Source organism: Massilia niabensis (assembly GCF_042655085.1).
In the GTDB taxonomy this organism is placed as follows: domain Bacteria; phylum Pseudomonadota; class Gammaproteobacteria; order Burkholderiales; family Burkholderiaceae_D; genus Telluria; species Telluria niabensis.
Genome location: NZ_JBHSMU010000019.1, coordinates 97,931 through 123,275, shown reverse-complemented (window position 1 = coordinate 123,275; position 25,345 = coordinate 97,931). Strand labels below are relative to the sequence as shown.

The window sequence follows — 25,345 nt, the reverse complement described above, 5'->3', positions numbered from 1 at the left end:
TCGAGATTGCGCACCGCGAGACAGGTGTAAAGGGAGCTTGACATGTCGATTTGGCTCGCCTACGATGTAAAGCATACTTTACATGGAGACGTGTCATGCGTGAAAAGCGTATCGCGAGGATTTACCACCGCGAGCTGTTTGCTGCCATTGCGCTGTATGCGGTGTTGCTGACGGCAGCCATCCACTTCGGGAAAACGATGGCGCCCGGGGCACTGCGCACCGTGATCCTGACGACCCCGATGATCGGCTTTGGCGCCGCCATCTGGGCGATTGCCCGCCATCTGTGGCGCCAGGACGAGTACATGCGCCGGCGCCTCATGGAAAATATTGCCCTCGCCGCCGCAATCACTGCCGGCCTCACGTTTACCTACGGCTTTCTCGAGCTCGCCGGCTTTCCGCGCCTGTCGATGTTTACCGTCTGGTGCGTCCTGTGCGGCGCGACCGGCGTGGTGCAGCTGGTGCGCAAGCTTACCAACCGATGAAAAACCATATCCGCGAGCTGCGCGCCGAGCGCGGCTGGAGCCAGGCCCACCTGGCCGAGCTGCTCGACGTCTCGCGCCAGACCATCATCGCCATCGAAACCGGCCGCTACGACCCCAGCCTGCCGCTCGCATTTGCGATTTCCAGGCTGTTCCAGCAACCGATCGAATCGATCTTCACCCCAACCCAGGAGCCTGCATGAAATTCAAAGCATCCCTGTTGTTCGCCCTCTGCCTCGCGGCCGGGTTGCCGGCCCTTGCCGCCGGCCAGCCCGCGGCGCCCAACCCGCCTGACCCGGCCAACCGCTTTGCAGCGGCGGCCGCCGCCCCGGCCGAGCGCTTCGAGCTCAAGGGCATGCTGGTCGAGCGCCACGGCAGCGGGGGGCTCCGGGCCCTGATCCTGATTCCGGGCCTGGCCAGCGGCAGCTGGGTATGGCAGGAGACTGCGCGCGAATTCGCCGGCTCGCACACCGTATACGTGGTCACCCTGCCCGGCTTCGACGGCCGCCCCGCCGCCGAGGGGAACCCGCTCGAGGCGGCGCGCGTCGCCTTGCTCGAGCTGGTTGCGTCGCGGCGCCTGGTCAAGCCGGTGCTCGTCGGCCACAGCCTCGGCGGCACGCTGGCGATCGATCTCGCCGCCAGCGAACCGGGGCGCATCGGCGGCGTGTGAGCGTCGACGGCCTGCCTGTCATGCCGCGCACGGAAGACGTTCCGGCCGAGGGGCGTGGCGCGATGGCCGAAGGCATGCAGCGCCAGATGGCCGGCCTGGCCGGGCCCGCGTTTGCGGCGCAGCAGCGGCAGTACATGCGCACGATCGGCATGGTCGACATGGGCAAGGCCGATGACGCAGCCCAGCTCACGGCACGCAGCGACCCGGCAGCGGTGGAGCGCTATATCGGCGCGGTGCTGGCCCAGGACCTGCGCCCGCGGCTGCCCTCGATCACGGCGCCGGTACTCGTGCTGGCGCCCTATTTCGCGCCCGACCTGGCCGAGGGGGGGATTACCGCGCTGGAGAAGGTCGCGTATTATCGGGAACTGATGACGGGAACCAAACGCCTGGAAGTCGCGCCGGTCGACAACGCCCGTCATTTCGCAATGATCGACCAGCCGCGCGCCTTCAACGAGGCGCTGCGACAGTTCCTGAAAACCCTTTGAGGAGCATGCCATGCCAAAGTTGTCCTACTGGATCGGCCAATACCTGATCGCTGCCGTTTCGATGTTCGTGCTGCTGCTCGTCATCGACGTGCTCATGCGCGGCGAGACGCTCGAGCGTGCCTGGCCCTCGTCGCTGGGCTGGGCAGCGGTCGCGTCCGCCATCTTCATCGGCTCGCGTTACCGCAACATGCGCAACGGCATCGCCTGCCGCGCCTGCGACGTCCTCGACAAGAAATAAAGTCCGATCCACCTTGATGTATGCGGAGTCCGCCTGTCCCGGCGGACGCTACCCTGTCCCGTTATTCACGCTGCATTTGTTAAGAATATAAGATTCTGCTTGACAAGCATTATGCAAAGAATATTCTTACAGGCAGCGAACGATGCGAGCCCATGAGGCCCGCACGATTCGCCCGGTAGTCCGTTTCACCCATCTTGGAGGATGAATATGTCGTTGAAGACAGGGCCAAACACGGCCCGCAGGACCGTACTGGGCGCAATCGCGTCCAGCCCGCTGTGGCTGCAAAGCGCATGGGCCGCTTCGCAGTCGATGAAGATCTCGCACCAGTTCCCCGCCGGCAGCCTGATGGCAGGCGATTTCCGTGACCGTCTCTGCCGCATGTTCGCGGCCGACGTCGAAAAACGCACCCGCGGCAGCCTCAAATTCTCGATCTACGCCAACTCGTCGCTGATGGCGCCGAACGCCCAGTTCGGCGCTCTGCGCAAGGGCGGGCTCGATCTCGCGCTGGTGCCGCTATCGTATGCGGCCAACGAGGCGCCGGAAGCCAATATCGGCCTCATGCCCGGCCTGGTGACCTCCTACTCCCAGGGCTACGGCTGGAAGAACGCCGAAATCGGCAAGGAACTGAGCCGCATCCTCGGCGAGCAGGGCCTGGTCATTGTCAGCTGGATCTGGCAGGCCGGCGGCGTCGCCTCGCGCGGCAACCCGATCGTCGCGCCCGAAGACGTGCGCGGCATGAAAGTGCGCGGCGGCTCGCGCGAGATGGACCTGATCCTGCAGGAAGCCGGCGGCACCGTCGTCAGCATGCCCTCCAACGAGATCCATGCGGCGATGAAGAGCGGCGCGCTCGACGCGGCCTTCACCTCGTCGACCTCGCTGATGTCGTTCCGGCTGCAGGAAGTATCGCGCGCACTGACCAGCCCGCGCGGCGGCGGCTACTGGTTCATGCTCGAGCCGCTGCTGATGTCGAAGACGAAATTCGACCGCCTGAGCAAGGACCAGCAGGCCGCCGTCATGGCAGTCGGCGCCGACCTCGAGAAGTTTGCGCTGCGCATGGCGCAGGCGGACGATGCGGCCGTTGCCAGGGTCTACGCCCGCAGCGGCGCACGCGTGGCGGAGATGGATGCGGGAGCGCTGGCGAAGTGGCGCGACATGGCGCGCAACACGGCCTGGCGCGATTTCAGCAGCCGCAGCGAGAACTGCGCCAGGCTGCTCGCGCTGGCGGAAAAGTCGATGGCCTTCCTGTAGGCCTTGCGATGAGGGGCGGGCTTAGCCCCCCGACCGGCGGTATCTACCCGCCGGTCACAGGCGGGAAGAAGGCCACTTCCCCGCCCTCTTTTACCGCGGTCTCCGGATCGCACATCACATGGTTGAACGCCATGCGCAGGGCGCGCTCGTGGCCGAGCGCCGCGCGCCAGGCACCGCCACGTTCGATCAGGTGCTCGCGCACCGCGCCCACCGTGGTCACCCCGGCAGGCAAGTCGATGCGTTCGTTCGAGACGCCAAGGGCCTCGCGTACGGAGGCGAAAAATCGCAGTTCAATGTGCATGTTTTCAGTACTGTAATTCTGCGAAAGGAATGAAGCGCACCATGTCGCCTTCGTGGATGATGCGTCCGGGTGGATTGTCAACCAGGCCGTCGCCCCATACCGTCGACGTGAGCACGCCCGAGCCCTGGTTCGGGAACAGGTCGAGCCCGCCGCCGGCATTCACGCGCGCGCGCAGGAATTCGTTGCGGCGGTCGGCCTTGGGCAGGCTGAAATCGGCCCGTACCTGCCAGGCGCGCGCCTCCACAGGCCCGCTCACGCCCTGCAGGCGCAGCAGGAAGGGCCGCACGAACAGCAGGAAGGTGATGAAGCTCGATACCGGATTGCCCGGCAGGCCGATGAAGAACGCGCTATCGGCTCCTTCCGCCCGGCGCACCTCGCCGAAGGCCAGCGGCTTGCCGGGCTTGACCGCGATCTGCCACATGTTCAGTTGGCCTTCCGCCTCCACCGCCGGCTTGATATGGTCCTCCTCGCCGACCGAGACGCCGCCCGAGGTGATGATCAGGTCGTGTTCCTGCGCCGCTGTGCGCAGGGTGCCCCGCGTGGCCTCGAGCGAATCGGGCACGATGCCGAAATCGGTGATGGCGCAGCCGAAGTTCTCCAGCAAGCCGCGCAGCAGGAAGCGGTTCGAATTGTAGACGGCGCCGGGCGCCAGTTGCCCGCCCGGCGCTTCGCCCGGCATGGTCAGCTCGTCGCCGGTAAAGAACACCGCTACCCGCAGGCAGCGCCGCACCGGCAGGCTGGCCAGCCCCACAGAGGCGGCCAGGCCCAGCTCCTGGCTGCGCAGGCGCGTGCCGGCAGGCAGGATGGTCGAGCCGGCCTGGATGTCCTCCCCCGCGCGGCGGATCCACTCGCCGCTGGTCGGCACATGGCGTATCGTCACGCTGTCGCCTTGCACCTCGCATTGTTCCTGCATCACGACCGCGTCTGCTCCCTCGGGAATCATCGCGCCCGTGAAGATGCGCGCGGCGGTGCCGGGTTCGAGCGGCTGGCCGACCGTGCCGGCCGGGATCCGCTGCGCCACGCGCAGGAGCGCGCCGCCACTCAGTCCATCAATCGAGCAATCGGCCGCGCGCACAGCATAGCCGTCCATCTGCGTGTTGTCGTGCGACGGCACGTCGATGGTCGAGGCCACGTCCAGCGCGAGCACGCGCCCGTTCGCCTCCAGGGTCGGCACCTGCTCCACTTCAAGCACCGGGCGGGCCGCGGCGAGCAAGGTGTCGAGCGCTTCGCGCACCGACAGCATCGGGCGCGCCGCAGGTTTGTCGTTCGGCGCCGCCACGATCACAGTCCCGTATGCGCGGCGATGAAGGTCTTCATCTCGCCGACGTTCGGCCGCATCAGGACGAACTTCTGCGGCAGCGCTTCGATGTTCTCGAAGCCGGGCGGGCGCTCGGCATCCATCCCCAGCGCTTCCAGGATCGTCTCGTTGAATTTGGCAGCCAGCGCGGTCTCGAGGACGATCATCGGCACGCCGGGCGTGATGTGCTCGCGCGCGACCTTCAGGCCGTCGGCGGTGTGGGTGTCGATCGTGAGGCCATAGTCATCGAAAGCCATGCGGATCGTCTCGAGGCGCTCGGCGTGGGTCGATTTGCCGGAGACGAAACCGTACTCGCCCACGCGCCGGAACTCGTCGCCGTCCGCGCCGGGGCCGCCCGACAGGTCGAAGCCGCCGTGCGTCTCGACTTTGCGGAACAGCGCGTGCGTGCGCTCGCTGTCGCGGCCGACCAGGTCGTAGACGAAGCGCTCGAAGTTCGACGCCTTCGAGATGTCCATCGACGGGCTGCTGGTGTGGAAGGTCTCGCTCGACTTGCGCACGCGGTAGACCCCGGTGCGGAAGAATTCGTCGAGCACGTCGTTTTCGTTGGTGGCGACGACCAGCTTGTCGATCGGCAGGCCCATCATGCGCGCGATGTGGCCGGCGCAGATGTTCCCGAAGTTCCCGGACGGGACCGTGAACGACACCTTCTGGTCGTTACCCGTGGTCGCCGCCAGGTAGCCGCGGAAGTAGTACACGACCTGGGCCACCACGCGTGCCCAGTTGATCGAATTGACGGTGCCGATCTTGTGGCGCGCCTTGAAGGACAGGTCGTTCGAGACGGCTTTCACCAGGTCCTGGCAGTCGTCGAACACGCCTTCGACGGCGATGTTGAAGATGTTCGGGTCCTGCAGGCTGAACATCTGCGCGGTCTGGAAGGCGCTCATTTTCCCGCTCGGGGACAGCATGAAGACGCGCACGCCGCGCTTGCCGCGCATCGCGTATTCGGCGGCGCTGCCGGTGTCGCCCGAGGTGGCGCCGAAGATGTTCAGTTCCTCGTCGTCCTTGGCCAGCGCGTATTCGAACAGGTTGCCGAGCAGTTGCATGGCCATGTCCTTGAAGGCCAGCGTCGGGCCGTTCGACAGGGCCTGCAGGATCAACTTGCGCCCGCCCTCGTCTTCCAGCAAACGCAGCGGGGTAATGTCCGCGGCGCGCTCGCCTTCGCGTGCATTGCGGTAGACCTCGGGCGTGTAGGTCCTGGCGGTGAGCTCGCGCAGGTCGGCGTCCGGGATGTCGGTGGCGAACTTGCGCAGAATCTCGTAGGCCAGTTCGGCATACGACAGGCTGCGCCAGGCGTGCAGTTCGTCCGGGGTGACCTGCGGGTACTCGGCCGGCAGGAACAGGCCGCCGTCGGGCGCCAGGCCGCCGAGCAGGATGCTCGAGAAGGTTTCGGGATTACGGGAAGCGGACGCGCTCGTTGCGCGGGTAGACACGTATTGCATACAGTTCGATGATCCGGTTGGGCTCGCGTTGATTCTTTTATTATAGTGCGGGCCGGGTAATCCTGTCTGTATGCTCGAGTTTACGCTGGTTGTTAAAGTTGCAGGCCTTGTAGGGTGGGCTCGGGAGTCCACCCTACGAACCCGATCAGCAAGCTGCGTGATTCACCGTCACCACATGAATCGCCAGCCCGCCCAGCGAGGTTTCCTTGTACTTCACCTGCATGTCGGCCCCGGTCTGGCGCATCGTTTCGATGACGTTGTCCAGGCTCACGAAGTGGGTGCCGTCGCCCTTGAGCGCCAGCGAGGCCGCGGTGATCGCCTTGATCGCGCCCATGCCGTTGCGCTCGATGCAGGGGATCTGCACCAGGCCGCCGATCGGGTCGCAGGTCATGCCGAGGTGGTGTTCGATGCCGATTTCGGCCGCGTTCTCGATCTGCTCGTTCGTGCCGCCGAGCGCCGCCACGAGGCCCGCCGCCGCCATCGCGCAGGCCACGCCGACCTCGCCCTGGCAGCCGACTTCGGCGCCCGAGATCGAAGCGTTCTTCTTGCACAGCATGCCGATCGCCGCCGAGGTCAGCAGGAAGTCGCGGATGCCGCGCACCGCGTCCGTCGGGCGGCAGTCTTCGGCGTAGTAGCGCACAACGGCCGGGATGATGCCGGCCGCGCCGTTCGTCGGCGCCGTGACCACGCGCCCGCCGGCCGCGTTTTCCTCGTTGACCGCCATCGCGTACAGCGTGACCTGGTGGGTCGAATCGTGCGGCAGTTCGTTGACGCGCTTGCCTTCGACGCAGTGCGCCTGCTTCCACAGCTTCGCTGCGCGGCGCTTGACGTTCAGGCCGCCCGGCAGCTGGCCTTCGGTCACCAGCCCGTGCGCGATGCACTCGCACATCACCTGCCAGATCTTGTCCAGGCCCGCGTCCAGCTCCGCTTCGCTCATGCGTGCGAGTTCGTTCGCGCGCAGCATGTGCGGGATGGAGATGCCGTGCTCCCGGCCATGCGCCAGCAGCTCGACCATCGTGCTGAACGGGAACGGCACAGGCGCTGGCGCCGACACATCGGCAGGCTCCTGCGCGGCGCGTTGGGCTTCGCCGGCCGCGGTGATGAAACCGCCGCCGACCGAGTAAAAAATGCGCTCGATGACGCTGCCGTCACGCAGCTGCAGCACAAAACGCATGCCGTTCGGGTGTTCCGGCAGGCTCGAGGCCTTGTGCCAGAGCAGCCCGGTGCGGGCGGTGAACGGCACCTCTTTCGTCCCGAGCAGGCGCAGCACGCCATCGAGTTCGGCTTCGGCCAGCTTGTCCTCGACGGTGTCGGGGTCGATCCCCTGCGGGGTCTCGCCCATCAGGCCGAGGATCACGGCCTTGTCGGTGGCGTGGCCGACGCCGGTCAGCGCGAGCGAACCATACAGGTGCGCTTCGACGCCGACGGCCCGATCGAGCGGGCCGCACTCGAGCAGGAAGCGGCGCGCCGCGACCATCGGGCCCACGGTATGCGAGCTCGAGGGGCCGATGCCGATCTTGAACAGATCAAAAACACTCATGTCCATCTGGTTTGTCTCCGCTTTTCTTCTATTTATATTGTGTTTAAGCGGTGGCGCCAATGTCGATATTCTCGAGCATGCTGGCGACCATCTCCTCGGTGCCGACGCGGGCCTTCCAGCCCCAGTCGGCGCTGGCGCGGCTGTCGTCGAGGCTCTTCGGCCAGCTGTCGGCGATCGCCTGGCGGCTGTCCGGCTTGTAGGCAATCCTGAACTCCGGGACGGCGCGGGTAATCGCCTCGGCCAGTTCGCGCGGGTTGAACGACACGCCGGCGACGTTGTACGAGGAACGGATCAGTACCTGCTCGCTCGGCGCGTCCATCAGTTCGATGGTGGCGCGGATCGCGTCGGGCATGTAGATCATCGGCAGCGTGGTTTCCGGGCCCAGGAAGCACTCGTAGGTCTCGCCCTTCAGGGCCGCGTGGAAGATCGCGATCGCGTAATCGGTGGTGCCGCCGCCCGGTGGCGACTTGAAGCTGATGATGCCGGGATAGCGGATGCTGCGCACGTCCACGCCGTACTTGGTGTGGTAGTACTCGCACAGGCGCTCGCCGGCCAGTTTGCTGATGCCGTAGATCGTGGTCGGGTCCATCACCGTGTACTGCGGGGTGTTTTCGCTCGGCGTGTTCGGGCCGAAAGCGGCGATCGACGACGGCCAGAACACCTTCAATGGCTTGCCCGCATCCAGGCGCGCGCGGGCGACTTCCAGGATGTTGAGCAGGCCATCCATGTTCAGGCTCCATGCCTTCAATGGCGCCTTCTCGCCGGTGGCCGACAGCAGCGCGGCCAGCTGGTAGACCTGGGTGATGCCTTCGTCGGCAATGAGCGCGGCCAGGCGGTCCTTGTCGAGCACGTCAAGCTGGGCGTAGCGCGCCGCGCCGTAGACATTGGCCGTGCCGATGTCGGTGGCGAGCACCTTATCGGCGCCATGTTGTTCTGCGAGTGCGGAGACCAGCTCGCTGCCGATTTGGCCGTTGGCGCCGATGATGAGGATGCGTTCCATAAGTATTCCTGAAGCCGGTGATTAATTATTCTTGATGCGCATTTTTAATGATGTTCAGCTCGCGCCCGGCTTGTTCGAAGGCGGCCAGCACCGTGTCGAGCTGCTCGCGGGTATGCGCCGCGGAGAGCTGGACGCGCACGCGCGCCTGCCCCATCGGCACCACCGGGTAAAAGAAGCCCGACAGCAGCACGCCCAGTTCGAACATGCGCGCCGCGAATTGTTGCGCCACGGGGGCGTCGAACAGCATCACCGGCACTACCGGGTGCGTGCCCGGCTTGATGGTGAAGCCGATGCGCTCGATCTCCTTGCGGAAGTAGGCGGTGTTTTCCATCAGGCGGTCACGCAGCTCGGTCGACTTCGAGATCCGCTCGAGCACCGACAGCGAGGCGCCGGCGATCATTGGGGCCAGGGTGTTCGAGAACAGGTAAGGACGCGACTTCTGGCGCAGCGTCTCGATGACTTCGCGGCGGCCCGAGGTAAAACCGCCCATCGCACCGCCCAGGGCCTTGCCCAGGGTGCCGGTGATGATGTCGATCTTGCCGATCACGCCGCAGTGCTCGTGCGTGCCGCGCCCGGTCGCGCCCATGAAGCCGGACGCGTGCGACTCGTCGATCATGGTCAGGGCGCCGTATTGTTCGGCCAGCGCGACGATCTTGTCCAGTTGGGCGATGGTGCCGTCCATCGAGAACACGCCGTCGGTGACGATGACCTTGTGGCGCTTGCCGGCGTCGTTTGCCGCCTGCAGCTGCTTCTCCAGGTCCGCCATGTCGTTGTTGGCATAGCGGTAACGCGCCGCCTTGCACAGGCGCACGCCGTCGATGATCGAAGCATGGTTCAGGGCGTCCGAGATGATGGCGTCGTTCTCGTCGAACAGCGGCTCGAACACGCCGCCGTTGGCGTCAAAGGCCGCGGCGTACAGGATCGTGTCTTCGGTTCCGAGGAAGTTCGACAGCGCCGCTTCCAGTTCCTTGTGCACGGTCTGGGTGCCGCAGATGAAGCGCACCGAGGAAAGACCATACCCATACTTCTTGAGCGCTTCTTCCGCTGCTTTTTGAGTCTCCGGGTCGCCCGACAGGCCAAGGTAGTTGTTCGCGCACATGTTGATCAGGGTGCGGCCGTCCTCGGACTGGACCTGCGCGCCCTGGCGCGACGCGAGCACGCGCTCCGGCTTGAACAGGCCCTGCTCGCGCAGGGTGGAGAGGTTCTGCTGCAGCCCGGTGTAAAACGCGTTCTTCGCTTGTTCGCTCATGGTGGATTCCCTATTAATTAATGCTTGCCCGACCCGGCCGGCTTGACCCTGGGGCGGCCTATACTGTACCGTTGTCCGTCCGTTGCCAAGTTTCGGTGCTTCGCTGCTTTTTCGCTATCTCGAACCGAAATTCAATATAATGGATATTACGCCGCCCTGTTGAACTTGGCAAGGTCCGGCACTCCCCTCACACAATGATGGCCTTCAGATGAAAACCGTGGTTACGACCAACAACGCCCCGCCCGAAGTCGGCGCCACCCTGCAGCGCCTGCGCCTGGCCAGGGGCCTGACCCTGGAAGACCTGTCGCGCATCGCGGGCGTGTCGAAGTCGATGCTGTCGCAGATCGAGCGCGAAAAGGCCAATCCTACCATTGCCATTACCTGGCGTCTGGCCAATGCGCTCGGGGTACAGATCGGCGAATTGTTGTCGTCGGAAACGCGCGAGGTCGAAGCGATCCGCGTGCTCGACGCCCATGAGACGCCGACGCTGCCTGGCACGCACGCCGGCTACACGCTGCGCATCCTGGGCCCGATGGAGCTGGCCGGGCAGTACGAATGGTACGAGCTGACGCTGGCGCCGGGCGGCGCGCTGGCCTCGCAGGCGCACGATCCGGGGACCAGGGAGCACCTGACGGTATTGAACGGCTCGCTGGAGGTGGAAGTCGGGCTGGAAAAGCGCAAGGTCAAGGCCGGCGGCACGGCGAGGTATTCGGCGGACCAGGATCACGTGCTGAGGAATGCCGGGAAGACCGAGGCGAAAGCGCTGCTGGTGGTGGTGCACCGCTGATCGCACGCCCCCATCACATTTATTTTCACTTGGCTGCATCCAAAAGCAAGTTGTCGACGTAGTAAGGATATCAACAGCGCCGTGGCGCCTGGCAGCAGGCGCTGCGTCCTTGATCCACTACCGCACGGCAACGTGCCAACCATTTCAGGATGCCGACCATGAACAACAACCGTTTCCCAAAGCTCATCCTTGCGTCTTCGATCGCCCTGGCACTCGCCGCCTGCGGCGGCAGCGACGACGATGGCATGCCCGCCCCTACCCCCGCGCCGACGCCGGCTCCGCCCATGATGTCGGCGGGCGACGTTTTCGCCATTACGGTAAGCAATAAGCTGGTCTCGTTCAACCGTGATGCGCCGGCCACGGTGCGCACGAGCGTCGACGTCGTCGGCCTGCAGGCCGGCGAAAACCTGGCGGGCATCGATTTCCGTCCCGCCGACGGTGTGCTGTACGGGGTCGGCAGCAGCGGACGCATCTATACGATCAATACCGCCACCGGCCTGGCAACGCTGAAATCGACCCTCGCCGCCGATGCGACCGATACCACGGCACCCTTCACCGCGCTCAGCGGCAGCGACTACGGTGTGGACTTCAATCCCGCCGCGGACCGCCTGCGCGTGGTGAGCAATACCGGGCAGAGCCTGCGCATCAACGTCGACAGCGGCGCCACGACGACCGACGGCGCCATCAATGGCGGCGCCGCGAATGCCGCGGTCACAGCCTCTGCCTACACCAATTCCTTCGCCGGGACCGGCACGACGACCCTGTACGCGCTCGATACCGCGAACGATACGCTGTACGTGCAGAATCCGCCGAACAACGGCACGCTGAGCCTGCCGGTTGCGCTGGGGGTGGATGCCGGTGCAGTCAATGGCCTGGATATCGATGCGCGCACCAATCTTGGGTACGCCGTGCTGACGGTTGGCGGCGCGCGCACCCTGTACACGATCAACCTGGCAGCGACGAGTGCCGCCGCCACCGCCATCGGTGCGCTAGGCATCAACGAGGACATCCGCGGAATTGCCTTGCGCGCAGCGCAGGCGCCGCTTGCCTATGGCCTGACGGACGACGCACGCCTGGTGAGCTTCAAGCCGGGCACGCCGAATGTGATCGACACCTCGAGCGCGGTGACCGGCCTGAATACCGGCGAAACCCTGCTCGGGATCGATTTCCGCCCGCGCGACGCCCTGCTGTACGGGCTCACTTCGGCAGGGCGCATCGTCAGCATCGACCCGGCAACAGGCGCGGCGACCGTCAAGGCCAGCCTGGCAGCCGATCCGGCGGACACCAGCTCACCCTACGCGGGCATCGTCGGCGCCGCCTTCGCGGTCGACTTCAACCCCGTGGCCGACCGCCTGCGCGTGATCAGCGACACCGGGCAGAACCTGCGTATCAATGTCGACACGGGCGCGACGACGACCGACGGCGCCGTCAACCGCGCGGGGGCCACGCCGCTGGTCACCGCAGGGGCCTATACGAACAGCATCGCCGGCGCCACGACGACCACGCTGTACGATATCGACAACGCGAGCGCCAGCCTGGCAATGCAGAACCCGCCGAACGACGGCACGCTGACCCTGGTTGGTCCATTGGGTGTGGCCGTCGCTGGTGACGTGGCGATGGATATTGCGGGCGGCGCCAATGGCCTGGTGCTGGCGGCCCTGCGCACCGCTCCCACCGGCCCGTCGACGTTGTACCGCATTGACCTGGCCACCGGCGCCGCCACGCCGGTCAACGGCGCTGCCAATCCGGCCACCTCTGCGATCGGCAATGGCCAGGTCGGCCTGCGCGATATCGCCATTTCCATCCGGCAGTAAGGCGGACCGCGCTGGGCTGGCCAAAAGCTACAGCATCCGTACGGCGCGGCCGATGAAGAGGATCGGGCCGGTCGGGCGCCCGATCGGCGAGCCGTTCTTCGGCTCGAGCGTAATTTCGAAGAGCTGGTTCGGCTGCAGCGGCGGCAGGCTGGCGAGCGACACCTCGACCGGCTGCCCTGGCTGGACCAGCCCGAGCGACACCGGGCCTTTCCAGGTGTCGGCCTTGGTCCACAACTGCAGCGCCTTGTCCGGCGGTACCTCGGTCGTCCCGAGCGGAACCAGTTTCAGCGCGCCGCCTGCCTGGGCCTGCAGGATCCAGCCGGGCGCCATATTGTTCGGCGCCGCGAGCACGACCATGTAAGGTGGCGTTGCCTCGGGCGGCTGCAGGCGCGGGACGACCGCCAGCATCGCCGCGGCCGCAAAGCCGGCAGCGGCCAGGCCGCGCCACAGCTTCAGGTTTTCCCACCAGGGCGGACCGGGGACAACGCGTGCCGGCCTGCCAGCTGCTGCGAGCGATGCTTCGACCCGCGTCCACAAGCCCGGAGAAGGCTCCACCGGCTCGGCCAGCCGGGTCAAGGGCAGCAAGCGCTCCTCCCACTCCTGCACGGCGGCGCGCAAGGCCGGGTCGTGCGGCAAGGCGAGCTCGACCCGCCTGCGTTCGCCCGCGGACAAGGTGCCGAGCACGTATTCGCCGGCCAGCTCGCGGTCTTCCAGTTCGCGGTCTTCGTTTTCTCCGGGGCTGGTCATCCCATGCACTCCTTCAGGGCGCTCAGTCCGCGCTTGATCCACGCCTTGATGGTGCCCAGCGGCGACTGCATGCGCGCTGCGATCTCGGCGTGCGAGCAGCCGTCGACGTAGGCGTAGAGGATGCTGTCGCGCTTGGACGCGTCCAGCCTGATGAGGCAGTCGTGCAGCCTGCCGAGGTCCTGCTGGCGCTCGAAGGCGTCGACCAGTCCCGCACCGGTGGCGGCCGATTCGGCGTTGGATGCATCGAGCGCGTCGAGCGCATCCTCGCCGGCCTGGACTTCGCGCCCGCTGCTACGGGCCACGCTCAGTGCCTGGTGGCGCACGATGCTGTAGATCCAGCCGCGGCCTTCGCCCCTGGCCGGATCGAAGCTGCGTGCCTTGGTCCAGATATTCAGGAAAGCGTCGTGCAGCACGTCTTCGGCCAGCTGGCGCCGGCGCAGGATGCGCAGTGCGACACCGAGCAGCCCGCGGGCGTCCCTGTCGTAGATGCTGCGCAGGGCCTGCTGGTCGCCGCGTGCGCAGGCGGCCAGTGCCGCATCATAGTCGAAATCGTCCGCCGCATTCATCGGGCACTGCCTTCCTCGTCGACGTCGCGGGCCGCCTTGCGGCGGCCTCGATTTCCGGATACGCCCGCCTGTGCCACAGGGCGCAGGCGGGCGAAGATCACTCTACAAGTGACAATACAACATGACAACACCTGATTACATCTTGAGCGCCTTGCTGAGGAAGCCCCAGCGATCCGCCACTTCCTCGATCTGCTTCGTGGTCGGCTTGCCGGCGCCATGGCCGGCCTTGACGTCGATGCGGATCAGCACCGGGTTGCAGCCGGCCTGGGCCGCCTGGGCGGCGGCCGCGAACTTGAAGCTGTGCGCGGGCACCACGCGGTCGTCGTGGTCGGCGGTGGTGATCATCGTCGCCGGGTAGGACGTGCCGGCTTTCAGGTTATGCAGCGGCGAATACTTGACCAGGGCCTTGAACTCTTCCGGGTTGTCCGCCGAGCCGTAGTCCGAGGTCCAGGCCCAGCCGATGGTGAACTTGTGGAAGCGCAGCATGTCCAGCACGCCGACCATCGGGATCGCCGCGCCGAACAGGTCCGGGCGCTGGGTCATCGCCGCGCCGACCAGCAGGCCGCCGTTGCTGCCGCCGCCAATCGCCAGCTTGGCCGGCGAGGTCACCTTGTTCGCCACCAGCCACTCGGCCGCGCCGATGAAGTCGTCGAACACGTTCTGCTTTTGCAGCTTGGTGCCAGCCTGGTGCCAGGATTCGCCGTACTCGCCGCCGCCGCGCAGGTTGGCCACCACGTACACGCCGCCCATTTCCATCCAGGCCAGGTTGGCCGGCGAGAAGCCCGGGGTCATCGAGATGTTGAAGCCGCCGTAGCCGTACAGGTAGGTCGGGTTGCTGCCGTCGAGCTTGATGCCCTTCTTCGAGACGATGAACATCGGCACCTTGGTGCCGTCGCGGCTCGTGAAGAACTGCTGGCGCGTTTCGTAGTCCGCCGGGTTGAAATCAACCTTTGGCTGGCGGAACACGGTGCTCTGGCCGGTCTTCAGGTTCAGCCGGTAGATCGTGGTCGGCGTGGTGAAGCCCGTGAACGAGTAGAAGGTCTCAGCCTCGCCGCGCTTGCCCGACAGGCCGCCGACGGTACCGATACCCGGCAGCGCGATCTCGCGCACCGCTTTGCCCTTGAGGTCATGCACGCGCACGACGCTGCGCGCATCCTTCAGGTATTCGAGGACCAGCTGGTTGTTGATGATGTCGGCGCCGGCCAGCGTGTCGGCGTTCTCGGCGACGATTTCCTTCCAGTTCGCTTCGCCAGGCTGGCTGACGTCGATCGCGACGATGCGCTTCTTCGGCGCCTTGCGGTCGGTGCTGAAGTAGAACACGCTGCCGACGTTGTCGATGAAGTCGTAGCCGGCGTCGAAGTTGTCGATCAGGTCGACCACTTTCGAATCGGGCCTGGACAAGTCCTTGTAGGACACGCGGTATTTCGGCGCGGTGCCTTTTGTGGTCGTGATGACGAGGTAGCGGCCGTCGTCGGTGGTCTGGCCGCTGAAGCCCCATTCCTTCTGGTCGGCGCGGTCATAGACCAGGGTGTCGGCGCTCTGCGGGGTACCGATGCGGTGGTAGTACAGCTTCTGAAAGTAGTTGACGTCGGCCAGCTTGGTCGCTTCCTTCGGCTCGTCGTAGCGGCTGTAGAAGAAGCCCTTGCCGTCCTTCGTCCAGGCCGTGTTCGAGAACTTGACGAATTTGACGTGGTCGGCCAGGTCCTTGCCGGTCTCGATGTTGCGCACGCGGATCTCGTTCCAGTCCGAACCCGACGCGGCGGTGGCGTAGGCCAGCAGCTTGCCGTCCGGGGACACTTCGGCGCCGGCCAGGGCGACCGTGCCGTCGGCGGCCAGCTTGTTCGGGTCGAGCAGCATGCGCGGTTCGTCGCCCAGGTTCTTCATCGTGTACAGCACCGACTGGTTCTGCAGCCCGTCATTGCGGGTGTAGAAGTAGCGGCCGCCATCCTTCGAAGGCACCGAATAGCGCTCGTAGTTCCACAGCTTGGTCAGGCGCTGGCGGATCGCTTCGCGCTGCGGGATCTGCCCGAGGTAGCCTTGCGTCACCGCGTTCTGGGCGTCGACCCATCCCTTGGTCTGCGCACTGTTGGCGTCTTCCAGCCAGCGGTACGGGTCGGCAATGGTCGTGCCGTGGTAGTTGTCAGTCTGCGCGACTTTCTGGGTAACCGGGTAGGTCACTGCCGAGCCCGTTGCGCAGGCCGCTGGTGCGGCGGCCTGCACTGCGCTGAAAGCGGCCATCAGGGCGACGGCGAGCGTTGCATGTCTCATGTGCATATTGTTCTCTACAGAGTCGTGAAAGGCGAAATGTGCCGACGGGCATCATAGCGCGAAACTCGGCGGGAAGCGATATCGCCGAGAACTCGTCGCGCCGGTGGCGTAGCCCGTAGGGTGGTCGGCTCCACCCGAAAGGGGGCATTCACGCGGCTGACGCGCCGCCCACGCGTTCAACGCACGCCCGAGACGACGCGAGGTATCTGGAGCCGGTTGAACGCGTGGGCGGCGTTCAGGTCGCAGGTTGGTCAAACACCCGGGTGGAGCCGACCGGTGAACCCGTGATCGAGGCCATTGGCCTCGATCACCCCTACGGTTGCCGCTGCGGCAGGACGTCGCGGTGGCTCAGCCGCCACTTGTGCGACAGGTCGAGCGCCCAGCCGATTTCGGAGGGGCTCAGGCGGCGGGCGACGATGGTCTTGTTGACGTTGGCGGTGGCGTCACCGCCTTCGGCCGCGAGCAGCATCCACATGTAGGCGCGTACCGGGTCGCGCGCGACACCGAGGCCGCTGCCGTACATGCCGCCGAGGTTGTACTGGGCGAGCGCGTGGCCCTGCTCGGCGGCCTGCTCGTACCAGTACACGGCGAGGCGGTCGTCATGGGCCACGCCCTGGCCGCTGGCGTACATGACGCCGAGGTTGTTCTGGGCGCTGGCGTCGCCCTGCTCGGCGGCGAGGCGGTACCACTGGGCAGCGCGCACATCGTCTTTATCGACGCCCTGGCCGTTGGCGTAGATGACGCCGAGGCTGAACTGGGCATTCGCCGCGCCCTGCTCGGCCGCCCGCCGGTACCACTCGAAGGCCTGCTTCGGATCGGGCTCGACCCCGCGGCCGCAGGCGTACATGTTGGCCAGGTTGTACTGGGCGCCCATGTGGCCCTGCCCTGCGGCGCGCATGTACCAGTCGAGGGCGCGCGCATCGTCGCGTTCGACGCCACCGCCCTTGGCGAACATGGTCCCGAGGCGAAACTGCGCCTCGCGGTCGCCGTGGCCGGCGGCACGCTGCAGCCAGGCGCAGGCGCGGCGGGGGTCGGCACGCACGCCCTGCCCTTCGGCGTAGGCGATGCCGAGTTCGCGCTGGGCGCCGCGTTCGCCGGCGGCGGCGGCCTTGCGCAGCCAGTACAGGGCCTGGCTGTCGCTCGCCTCGACGCCCTGCCCGCGCTTGTACATCATGCCCAGGTTCAGCTGCGCCGGCGCGTCGTCCTGCAGCGCGGCCTTGCGGAACCAGGCCATCGCCAGGGGATAGTTGATGGCAGCGCCATTGCCGTACAGGTAGCATTCGCCGAGCTGGTTCTGGGCGCCGGCCATGCCCTGCTCGGCCGCCCGGTAGTACCAGGACAGGGCGCGCTCGGGATCGACGGCCACGCCGCGGCCCTGGCGGCACATGTGGCCCAGGTTCTGCTGGGCGGACGCGTCGCCCTGCTCGGCGGCGCGGCGGAACCAGCGCGCCGCCTCGGTGTCGCAGCGCTGCACGCCGCGGCCGTGGTAATACATGGCGCCGAGGTGGTTCTGGGCGAAAGCCAGGCCCTGCAGCGCCGCCATGCGCAGCCAGCGCACGGCCAGGGCGTCGTCGCGCGGTACGCCATTGCCCTTCTTGTACATCAGGCCGAGGTTGAACTGGGCATAGGCATTGCCACGCTCGGCCGCCTCACGGAACCACATATAGGTCTGCTGGCTCTCGTTCTGGAGCTTCTGGCGGTTCATGTCCTTCTCCCAGGTGGGACGTCGGCAATGCAAGCGGGCATAGCGCAGCTCATGACACTATATGGAGCGCCACAAGACTGCATCGGCTGTTGGCCGCGCGGTAAGCGGCCTCATAAGTATTAACAAAATTTTAATGACTAGGATGCGGCCCGGGTTTGACTGCGCGCAATCGTGCAGGCGTGCGCATACATGAAAAAAAACCGGCGGGCCCATCCGGGCCCCGTCGCCGTGGCCGTCCCTTCCGCCCGTCAGGCGGGGTGTGCGGCGTTTTTTTCGGCGGCGTACTTGCCCAGGTAGCCATGCACTTTGGCCGCGGCGAGCCTGTTGACCGACACCAGCAGGTCCGGCGTGACCTGCGCCAGGCCGTAGTTCGAGCCGAGATGGCGGCCGATGTGGATCAGCACTTCGGCCGCCACTTCGGCATCGGCTTCGGCGCGGTGGGCCGCGCTGCGAAAGGCGATGCCGAGCTGGCGCGACAGCTGGCCCAGCTTGTAGCTCGGCATGCCCGGAAAGACGCGGCGCGACAGCTTCAGCGAGCATACCAGTCCCACGTGGCCGCAGGCGCGGCCGAGCCGCTCGCTTTCCGCCACCAGGAATTTCTCGTCGAAGCTGGCATTGTGGGCCGACAGCGTGTCGGCGCCGATGAAGTCGAGCAGTTCCGGCACGACGGTGCGTGCAGGCGGCGCCGCATCGACCATCTCCTGCGTGATCCCGGTCAGGCCGGTGATGAAGGCCGGGATGCGCGCGCCGCAGTTGACCAGCGAGACATAGCGGTCGACCACGCGCCCGCCGACGATGCGCAGCGCCGCCACTTCGGTAATGCGGTCGCCCATCGCGGGAGACAGGCCCGTGGTCTCGAAGTCGAGCATCACGATGGGGCGTTCAAATATGGTCATGGCGATCCTTTTCCTTTGACACTCTTAACCGAATTTGCGCAGGGCGTCCAGTGCGAGTCCGGCCCCGATGCTGCCGAACAGGTCGCCCTCGACCTTGCGCGCGTCGGGCACCAGGGCGCCGATGCGTGCGCGCAGCAGGCCCACGCCGCTCGAGCCGCCGGTGAAGAACACGGTGTCGACCGCGCCCGCGGCCACGCCGGCGTCCGCCAGCAGGCGCAGCACGGTGGCGTCGATGCTGCCCAGCAGCTGGGCGATCGCGTCTTCGAAGGTAGCGCGTTCGACCAGCAGGTTTTCCGGCGGCGCCAGGCGGTCCAGCTCGAGCGTCACCACCTCGCTCGAGGACAGGCCGATCTTCGCGCCTTCGACCTGCATCGCCAGCCAGTGGCCGGCGCGCTCGTCGATCAGGTGCTTCAAGCGGGCAAGCTTGCCTGGCTCGCGCGCATCGCGCGCCAGTTCGTCGAGCTGGCCGATGCTCTTGCGTGTATAGGCCTGGTTGATCGTGTGCCAGGTGGCCAGGTTAAAGTAATAGCTCGACGGAATCTCGGCACCGGAACGCAGGGCGCTGCGAAAGCCCAGCAGCGGCATCACAGACGCCAGGCTCAGGTACTTGTCGAAGTCGGTGCCGCCGATGTGCACGCCGCCGGTGGCGAGGATGTCGTCGCGCCTGTCGAGCTTGCCGGCGCGGCCCGGGCCCAGGCGCACCAGCGAAAAGTCGGAGGTGCCACCGCCGATGTCGGCGATCAGGACCAGTTCCTCGCGGTCGATCTGCGATTCGTAGTCGAAGGCGGCGGCGATCGGCTCGTACTGGAAGGACACTTCGCGGAAACCGACACTCTTCGCCACCTCGGCCAGGGTGTCTTCGGCCAGCTGGTCGGCTTGCCCGTTGTCGTCGATGAAAAAGACCGGGCGGCCGAACACGGCGTGCTCGAAGCCGCGCCCGGCCTGCTCCTCGGCTCGGCGCTTGACCTCGCCGATGAACTGGGCCAGCAGCAGGCGGAACGGCAGCGAACGCCCCGCCACCTCGGTCTGGCCGTCCATCAGGCTGGTGCCGAGCAGGCTTTTAAGCGAGCGCATCAGGCGGCCTTCGTAGCCGGCCAGGTAGTCGGCCAGGGCCGCGCGCCCATAGCGCACCTCTTCGTCGTCCGCATTGAAGAAGACGACCGACGGCAGCGTCGGCTTACCGTCTTCGAGGGCGAGCAGCGAACTCGCGCCCGGCGAACCCGCGGGAGCAAGCTTCCTGCCTGAGCCAATCCAGCCAACCGTGGAATTCGACGTACCGAAGTCGACGCCGCAAGCGTTCGTCATGTGTGCCTTTGCCGGAGCGCGTTTTGAAAGGGCGCGCTTGAAGAATCGCGCTTTGAATGGACGCGCATTGAAGGAGTGCTCTTTTAAGGGGCGCGCTTTTAAGGGGCGATATCTTACCAGAATCTACTTGCCCTTGCGAATGGTCAGGAAGCGGCGTTGCGCGCCCGTCACGCGCGGCGACCACCGGGCGCCTTGGCTATACTGAAAGGCACCCGCCGTCCGGAGCCGTGACCATGGCCAACTACTGGGTCCTGAAACGCAATTGTTCGCTGACGCCGCGCCAGTCGGGCGCCGTCTATGCCCTGCTCTGCGCTGCCTCCTTCAGCATCGCGCTGGTCTTCCTGCTGCAGGGTATCTGGATCGTGCTGGCATTCGCGCTGGTCGAAATGCTGGCCGTCGGGCTCGCGCTGCTGCACTACGCGCGCCACGCGCTGGATGTGGAACGCATTGCGCTGTTCGACAGCTGCCTGGTCGTCGAGCGCATCGACGCCGGCCGCCGCCAGGAAATCCGGCTCGATCCGCTGCGCCTGCGGGTGCATGCGCCCGTGCCGCGCGCCCAGAAGCTGATCCGGCTCGAATCGCGCGACGTGAGCGTCGAGGTCGGCAGCTATGTCTCCGAGCCGATACGTGTCCAGGTAGCCCAGGAAATCCACCGCGCGCTGCGCTCCCATCCCGCCCGCTTGCACCCGTGAAAATGTTGTCTTCGTTGTAAGTTTCCTCTTACATTCACACGGCGACGCAACCGATAGGTGTTTTCTATCCCCGCTCGCATAATTCTCTATTAATTACATAGCGCTGCACTATAGCCCCTCGTCACAAGCGCAGGGGGAAACAGCAGGGCAATACGAGGGGACTACGCAATGAGTACCAAGCTGCATGGCTTTGCCATCGTCACGCACGGGGGCGCCGGCGAACCGCTGGAGTTCACCGACGGCTGTGAACTCGCCGCCCGCCGCGGCCGCGAAAAAATGCTCGAAACCGGGGACGCCCTCGACGCGGCCATTGCCGCGGTCGTCGTACTGGAAGAAGACGAACGCTTTAACGCCGGTACCGGCGCGGTGTTGTGCCTCGACGGGGCCACCATCGAAATGGACGCCTCCATCATGGACACCCGCGGGCATCTAGGCGCGGTCGCCGGCGTGCGCGATGTGCGCAACCCGGTCCGGCTCGCGCGCCTGGTAGCGGACACGCCGCACGTGCTGCTCGCCGGCGAAGGCGCCGACCGCTTCGCGCGCGCCATGGGACTGGAGCGTTCGCAGCCGATCCGCGACAGCCAGCGCGAGAAGCACAACCAGGTGCTGAAGGAACTGGCCGGCTCGGTTCCCATGATGCCCGGTATCGACAATCTCCTGTTCGAGCGCTTCTGGAACTACAAGACGCCGCTGCAGCTGCCGCCGAGCGCGGCGCACGATACCGTCGGCGCCGTCGTGCGCGGCCCCGACGGCCACTTCGCGGTGGCCGGCTCGACCGGCGGCTCGGCACCCTCGCTGCTCGGGCGGGTGGGCGACACCCCGATCATCGGCAGCGGCTTCTATGCCGGGCCGCTGGGCGCGATCGCGGCGACCGGCATCGGCGAGCACATCATGCGCCACCTGCTGGCGCGCACGGTCTACGGCTGGATCGAACAGGGCATGCCGCTGCAGCAGGCGCTGCAACGCGGCATCGACCTGATCGACAAGGACGCCGACACCGGGCTGATCGCCGTCACCAAGACCGAGGCAGCCTCGTGCAGCAACACCCATATGCCAACCGGAACGATCGTCGAATAACATGAAGACAACGCCCCACCAGACCTCATCGCATGGCCACCTGGTCATCATCGGCGGCGGCGAGGACCGCAAGCACGACAAGGCCATCCTGGCCCGCTTCGTGGAACTGGCCGGCGGCCCGGACGCGCGCATCGTCGTCATCACGGCCGCGAGCACGATCGCCGACGACATGTGGGAGATCTACGACCAGGCCTTCGGCGACCTCGGCGTGAAGCAGCGCTTCCACCTGCCGCTGGTGAGCCGCCAGGACGCCAACGACGAAGCCAAGGTGCGCATGGTGGCCGAGGCCGACGGGATCTTCATGACCGGCGGCGACCAGAAACGCCTGCTGGCGATCATCGGCGGCACCTCGCTCGACGCCGAAATGCACACCGCGCTGAAGGTGCGCGGCGCCTGCATCGGCGGCACCAGCGCCGGCGCCTCGGCCATGTCGGGCCACATGCTGGCCCAGGGCAAGACTGACCTGCTGCCGCAAAAAGGGGCGGTCAGCCTTGGCGCGGGCCTGGGCTTCCTGCACCGCGTCGTCATCGACCAGCATTTCTCGGAGCGCCAGCGCCTGGCGCGCCTGCTTTCGGTGGTGGCCCACAACCCTTACCTGCAGGGCATCGGCATCGATGAAGACACGGCCCTCATCATCGAGCGCGGACGCGGCATCGAAGTGGTGGGCGAAGGCTCGGTCACCGTCGTCGACGGCCGCACGATGGACACCAACATCGCCGACATCCGCGACCACGCCACGCCGGAACTGATCGACGTGCGCCTGCACCTGCTGCCGGCGGGCAGCCGCTGGTACCTGCCAACCGACGCCGAACCGGGCAACCGGCCGATGTCGCCGGCGCTGCGCGAATTTTTGGAAACTGTAACAAAACGGAACCCGATCTCATGAGAATCCTCGAAAAACGCTTCCTTCGCGGCCCAAATCTGTTCAGCGCCGCACCGTGCCTGATGGCCGTCATCAGCGGCGCTGCTACCGAACCGGCGCCTGGTTTCGGCGCGCGCCTGCTCGCCCTGTTGCCCGGCCTGCCGGCGCAAAGCTCGGCGCGTCTGGCCGACCTGGCCTGCCTGGCCGATGCCGTTGAACCAGTCGTGATGGAACTGCAGCGCATGGCCGGAGCGCCCGCCGAATTCAGCCAGACGCAGGCCCTGCCGCGCAAGGCCAGCGCCCGCCGCGCCGTGTGCGGATACCGCACCGAGCAGGTCGCGGGACAGGCGCTGGAAGTGGCCATCGCCATGATCGAGGCGCTGGCCAGGGGCGAAGACTACGACGTTGCGCCGGCGCTCGCGGCCCTGCAGGAGACGGCCCAGGACTACGCGATCGGCACCAGCACCGGCGCGGTCGTCAACGCCGCCCTGCGCCGCGGCATCCCGGCCCTGCGCATCACCGACGAGGCGAACCTGTTCCAGCTCGGCTGGGGCAGCCGCCAGAAGCGCCTGCAGGCCACGATCACGGGCGCGACCAACTCGATCGCGGTCGGCATCGCCAGCGACAAGCAGCTGACCAAGACCCTGCTCGAGCAGGCCGGCGTGCCGGTCCCAGGCGGCGCCACCGTCACCAGGCTGGAGGACGCCCAGCGTGTCGCGCGCAAGCTGCGCGGCCCGGCCACGATCAAGCCGCTCGACGCCAACCAGGGCAAGGGCGTGACCACGACCTGCACCACGCCCGAAGAAGTCGAGCGCGCCTTTGAACACGCGCGCAAGTACGGGCGCCATGTGATCGTCGAGGAATTCCTGGCCGGACGCGATTACCGCGTGCTGGTGACGGGGAACAAGATCGCGGCAGCGTCGTGGCGGCGTCCGCCCTGCGTGACGGGCGACGGCAGGTCCACCGTACGCGAGCTGGTCGAGCTGGAGAACCGCAATCCGGCACGCGGCGACGGTCACACCAACATCCTCACCAGGATCCCGATGGACGACCTGGCGGCGGCCACGCTGGCGAAACAGGGCTACGGCTTCGATTCCGTGCTGCCGGCAGGGGTCAGCGCCGACCTGCGCGGCAACGCCAACCTGTCCACCGGCGGCACCGCCGAAGACGTGACCGATTTGCTGCCGGAAGAAACCCGCGAGATCTGCATTCGTGCCGCCCGCACCATCGGGCTGGACGTGGCCGGCATCGACGTCATCTGCCAGGACATCGCACTGCCGCTGCGCGAGCAGGGCGGCGGCATCATCGAGGTCAATGCCGCGCCGGGGATCCGCATGCACCAGTACCCGAGCCGCGGCACGCCGCGCGACGCCGGCGCGGCGATTGTCGACGCGCTGTTCGGCCAGGACGACGGCCGCATTCCCGTGATCGCCATTACCGGCACCAACGGCAAGACCACGACCTCGCTCCTGATCGCGCACGCCGCCCGCCTGGCGGGCCTGCGCACGGGCGTCACCACCACCGAAGGCGTCTACATCGACGGCCAACTGACGATGAAGGGCGACTGCACCGGCTACCGCTCGGCGCGCAGCATCCTGGCCTCGCCGGAGGTCGACTTCGCGGTGCTGGAGACGGCGCGCGGCGGCATCCTGAAGCGCGGCCTGGCTTATGACCGCTGCGACGTGTCGGTGGTGCTGAACGTGTCGAGCGACCACCTCGGGCTGGACGGCATCGAGACCGTCGACGAGCTGGCGCGCGTGAAAGCCGTCGTCGCCCAGCGCGCCTCGCGCGCCGTGGTGCTGAACGCCGAGGACGATTACTGCGTCGCGATGGCCAAGGAGCTGGCGGAACATGTCGAGGTGCTCTACTTCGCGCTCGACGAAGACAACCCCGTGTTGCTGCGCCACCTGGAGCGCGGCGGGCGCGGCGTCTACCTCGAGGACAACACCGTCGTGCTGGCCACCGGCGCACGCCACGAGGCCCTCGTCGACGTGCGCCAGATGCCGGTCTCGCTCGGCGGCTGCGCGCGCTACAACATCGCCAACGCGCTGGCGGCGACCGCCGCCCTGGCCGCGAGCGGCTTCGGTAACGCCGAGATCGTCGACGGCATGCGCAGTTTTGTTTCCGACAGCAAGCACAATCCGCTGCGCTCGAACCTGTTCGACGTCGATGGCGTGACCGTCATCGTCGACTACGCGCACAACTGCGCCGCCTATGCCGCGCTGGCCGAAACGGCGCGCGCGATGACGCCGGGCCGGGTTGTAGGGGTCGTCGCCGCGCCGGGCGACCGCCGCGACGCCGACTTGGTGGACGTCGGCCGCACCTGCGCCGCCGGTTTCGACGACCTGGTCGTCTACGAAACCGAAAAGCGCGGCCGCGGCGAGGGCGAGGTCGCCACGCTGCTGGCGCAGGGCGCCCGTTCGGGCCGCATCGCCGCCGACAAGCTCACGGTCGAACTGAACGTGCACCGGGCGATACGCCGCGGCCTGGCTCTGTGTCAGACGGGCGACGTGCTGGTGTTCGGCTGCGGCTCGTCGATCTCGGAACTGACCGAGGCGCTGCGGCCGACCAGGCCGGAGATCGCGCAGCGGATCGAGGCGGAAGCGGTGTGAGCTTCGTGAAGTAGTGTGTGTGGATTGGCGGCCCGATGGGCCGCCTT

At 66.7% G+C, this 25,345-nt stretch carries 24 protein-coding genes; 12 read left to right on the top strand and 12 right to left on the bottom strand.

The features are described from left to right. Nucleotides 1-95: 95 nt before the first annotated feature. The 6 genes from ACFPN5_RS23865 to dctP all read left to right on the top strand — a co-directional run bounded on the left by ACFPN5_RS23865 (nucleotide 96) and on the right by dctP (nucleotide 3,120). Nucleotides 96-482 (top strand): hypothetical protein, encoded by a 387-nt coding sequence (locus ACFPN5_RS23865; protein ID WP_379786346.1) that lies wholly within the window; start codon nucleotides 96-98, stop codon nucleotides 480-482. Continuing rightward, entirely contained in the window at nucleotides 479-682 is a 204-nt protein-coding gene (locus ACFPN5_RS23860; RefSeq protein WP_379786345.1) for a helix-turn-helix transcriptional regulator, read from the top strand. The genes ACFPN5_RS23865 and ACFPN5_RS23860 overlap by 4 nt, the downstream gene beginning before the upstream one ends. Continuing rightward, entirely contained in the window at nucleotides 679-1,149 is a 471-nt protein-coding gene (locus tag ACFPN5_RS23855; RefSeq protein WP_379786344.1) for an alpha/beta fold hydrolase, read from the top strand. The genes ACFPN5_RS23860 and ACFPN5_RS23855 overlap by 4 nt, the downstream gene beginning before the upstream one ends. Before the next feature lie 20 nt (nucleotides 1,150-1,169). After that, nucleotides 1,170-1,634 carry an alpha/beta fold hydrolase gene (locus tag ACFPN5_RS23850; protein WP_379786343.1) on the top strand — a complete coding sequence of 155 codons (465 nt, stop codon included), beginning with the start codon at nucleotides 1,170-1,172 and terminating at the stop codon, nucleotides 1,632-1,634. A gap of 10 nt (nucleotides 1,635-1,644) precedes the next feature. After that, entirely contained in the window at nucleotides 1,645-1,872 is a 228-nt protein-coding gene (locus ACFPN5_RS23845; RefSeq protein WP_379786342.1) for a hypothetical protein, read from the top strand. Nucleotides 1,873-2,079: 207 nt separating this feature from the next. After that, on the top strand, nucleotides 2,080-3,120 hold the full coding sequence (dctP, locus tag ACFPN5_RS23840) for a TRAP transporter substrate-binding protein DctP (protein ID WP_379786341.1): 1,041 nt from the start codon (nucleotides 2,080-2,082) through the stop codon (nucleotides 3,118-3,120). A gap of 43 nt (nucleotides 3,121-3,163) precedes the next feature. Here dctP and moaD read toward each other — a convergent pair whose 3' ends face one another. From moaD to kbl, 6 genes are all read right to left on the bottom strand, one after another. Then, nucleotides 3,164-3,421, bottom strand: a complete 258-nt coding sequence (gene moaD, locus ACFPN5_RS23835; protein ID WP_379786340.1) for a molybdopterin converting factor subunit 1 — start codon at nucleotides 3,419-3,421, stop codon at nucleotides 3,164-3,166. A 4-nt stretch (nucleotides 3,422-3,425) separates the two neighbouring features. Beyond that, nucleotides 3,426-4,664, bottom strand: coding sequence for a molybdopterin molybdotransferase MoeA (locus tag ACFPN5_RS23830; protein WP_379786602.1), 1,239 nt, complete (start codon nucleotides 4,662-4,664; stop codon nucleotides 3,426-3,428). Between the two features lie 38 nt (nucleotides 4,665-4,702). Then, complete coding sequence (gene thrC / locus ACFPN5_RS23825) at nucleotides 4,703-6,178, bottom strand: threonine synthase (protein ID WP_379786339.1); 1,476 nt, start codon at nucleotides 6,176-6,178, stop codon at nucleotides 4,703-4,705. A 145-nt stretch (nucleotides 6,179-6,323) separates the two neighbouring features. Beyond that, the gene (locus tag ACFPN5_RS23820) at nucleotides 6,324-7,724 is read right to left on the bottom strand and encodes an L-serine ammonia-lyase (RefSeq protein WP_379786338.1); all 1,401 of its coding nucleotides are present in this window, start codon (nucleotides 7,722-7,724) and stop codon (nucleotides 6,324-6,326) included. Between the two features lie 37 nt (nucleotides 7,725-7,761). Beyond that, nucleotides 7,762-8,718 carry an NAD-dependent epimerase/dehydratase family protein gene (locus ACFPN5_RS23815; RefSeq protein ID WP_379786337.1) on the bottom strand — a complete coding sequence of 319 codons (957 nt, stop codon included), beginning with the start codon at nucleotides 8,716-8,718 and terminating at the stop codon, nucleotides 7,762-7,764. Nucleotides 8,719-8,743: 25 nt separating this feature from the next. Beyond that, entirely contained in the window at nucleotides 8,744-9,967 is a 1,224-nt protein-coding gene (gene kbl, locus ACFPN5_RS23810; protein WP_379786336.1) for a glycine C-acetyltransferase, read from the bottom strand. A 208-nt stretch (nucleotides 9,968-10,175) separates the two neighbouring features. On the opposite strand from kbl, the gene ACFPN5_RS23805 reads away from it, so the two are divergent. Next, nucleotides 10,176-10,754, top strand: a complete 579-nt coding sequence (locus tag ACFPN5_RS23805) for a helix-turn-helix domain-containing protein (RefSeq protein WP_379786335.1) — start codon at nucleotides 10,176-10,178, stop codon at nucleotides 10,752-10,754. A 158-nt stretch (nucleotides 10,755-10,912) separates the two neighbouring features. Next, a complete protein-coding gene (locus ACFPN5_RS23800; RefSeq protein WP_379786334.1) occupies nucleotides 10,913-12,568 on the top strand; it encodes a DUF4394 domain-containing protein in 1,656 nt (551 codons plus the stop codon). A 27-nt stretch (nucleotides 12,569-12,595) separates the two neighbouring features. Here ACFPN5_RS23800 and ACFPN5_RS23795 read toward each other — a convergent pair whose 3' ends face one another. The 6 genes from ACFPN5_RS23795 to ACFPN5_RS23770 all read right to left on the bottom strand — a co-directional run bounded on the left by ACFPN5_RS23795 (nucleotide 12,596) and on the right by ACFPN5_RS23770 (nucleotide 20,055). Continuing rightward, nucleotides 12,596-13,315 (bottom strand): anti-sigma factor, encoded by a 720-nt coding sequence (locus ACFPN5_RS23795; RefSeq protein WP_379786333.1) that lies wholly within the window; start codon nucleotides 13,313-13,315, stop codon nucleotides 12,596-12,598. After that, nucleotides 13,312-13,881 carry a sigma-70 family RNA polymerase sigma factor gene (locus ACFPN5_RS23790; RefSeq protein WP_379786332.1) on the bottom strand — a complete coding sequence of 190 codons (570 nt, stop codon included), beginning with the start codon at nucleotides 13,879-13,881 and terminating at the stop codon, nucleotides 13,312-13,314. The genes ACFPN5_RS23795 and ACFPN5_RS23790 overlap by 4 nt, the downstream gene beginning before the upstream one ends. Nucleotides 13,882-14,016: 135 nt before the next feature. Further along, nucleotides 14,017-16,155 carry a prolyl oligopeptidase family serine peptidase gene (locus tag ACFPN5_RS23785; protein ID WP_379786331.1) on the bottom strand — a complete coding sequence of 713 codons (2,139 nt, stop codon included), beginning with the start codon at nucleotides 16,153-16,155 and terminating at the stop codon, nucleotides 14,017-14,019. A 307-nt stretch (nucleotides 16,156-16,462) separates the two neighbouring features. Beyond that, nucleotides 16,463-17,854 (bottom strand): tetratricopeptide repeat protein, encoded by a 1,392-nt coding sequence (locus ACFPN5_RS23780; protein ID WP_379786330.1) that lies wholly within the window; start codon nucleotides 17,852-17,854, stop codon nucleotides 16,463-16,465. A gap of 248 nt (nucleotides 17,855-18,102) precedes the next feature. After that, nucleotides 18,103-18,750, bottom strand: coding sequence for a 3'-5' exonuclease (locus tag ACFPN5_RS23775; protein WP_379786329.1), 648 nt, complete (start codon nucleotides 18,748-18,750; stop codon nucleotides 18,103-18,105). Nucleotides 18,751-18,774: 24 nt separating this feature from the next. Continuing rightward, nucleotides 18,775-20,055 (bottom strand): Hsp70 family protein, encoded by a 1,281-nt coding sequence (locus tag ACFPN5_RS23770; RefSeq protein ID WP_379786328.1) that lies wholly within the window; start codon nucleotides 20,053-20,055, stop codon nucleotides 18,775-18,777. Nucleotides 20,056-20,288: 233 nt separating this feature from the next. Here ACFPN5_RS23770 and ACFPN5_RS23765 point away from each other — a divergent pair, with 233 nt between their 5' ends. The 4 genes from ACFPN5_RS23765 to cphA all read left to right on the top strand — a co-directional run bounded on the left by ACFPN5_RS23765 (nucleotide 20,289) and on the right by cphA (nucleotide 25,298). Further along, on the top strand, nucleotides 20,289-20,747 hold the full coding sequence (locus tag ACFPN5_RS23765) for a DUF2244 domain-containing protein (protein WP_379786327.1): 459 nt from the start codon (nucleotides 20,289-20,291) through the stop codon (nucleotides 20,745-20,747). Nucleotides 20,748-20,915: 168 nt separating this feature from the next. Continuing rightward, complete coding sequence (locus ACFPN5_RS23760) at nucleotides 20,916-21,824, top strand: isoaspartyl peptidase/L-asparaginase (RefSeq protein ID WP_379786326.1); 909 nt, start codon at nucleotides 20,916-20,918, stop codon at nucleotides 21,822-21,824. Between the two features lies 1 nt (nucleotide 21,825). Beyond that, a complete protein-coding gene (locus ACFPN5_RS23755) occupies nucleotides 21,826-22,710 on the top strand; it encodes a cyanophycinase (protein ID WP_379786325.1) in 885 nt (294 codons plus the stop codon). Continuing rightward, nucleotides 22,707-25,298, top strand: coding sequence for a cyanophycin synthetase (gene cphA, locus ACFPN5_RS23750; protein WP_379786324.1), 2,592 nt, complete (start codon nucleotides 22,707-22,709; stop codon nucleotides 25,296-25,298). The genes ACFPN5_RS23755 and cphA overlap by 4 nt, the downstream gene beginning before the upstream one ends. Nucleotides 25,299-25,345 lie beyond the last annotated feature (47 nt).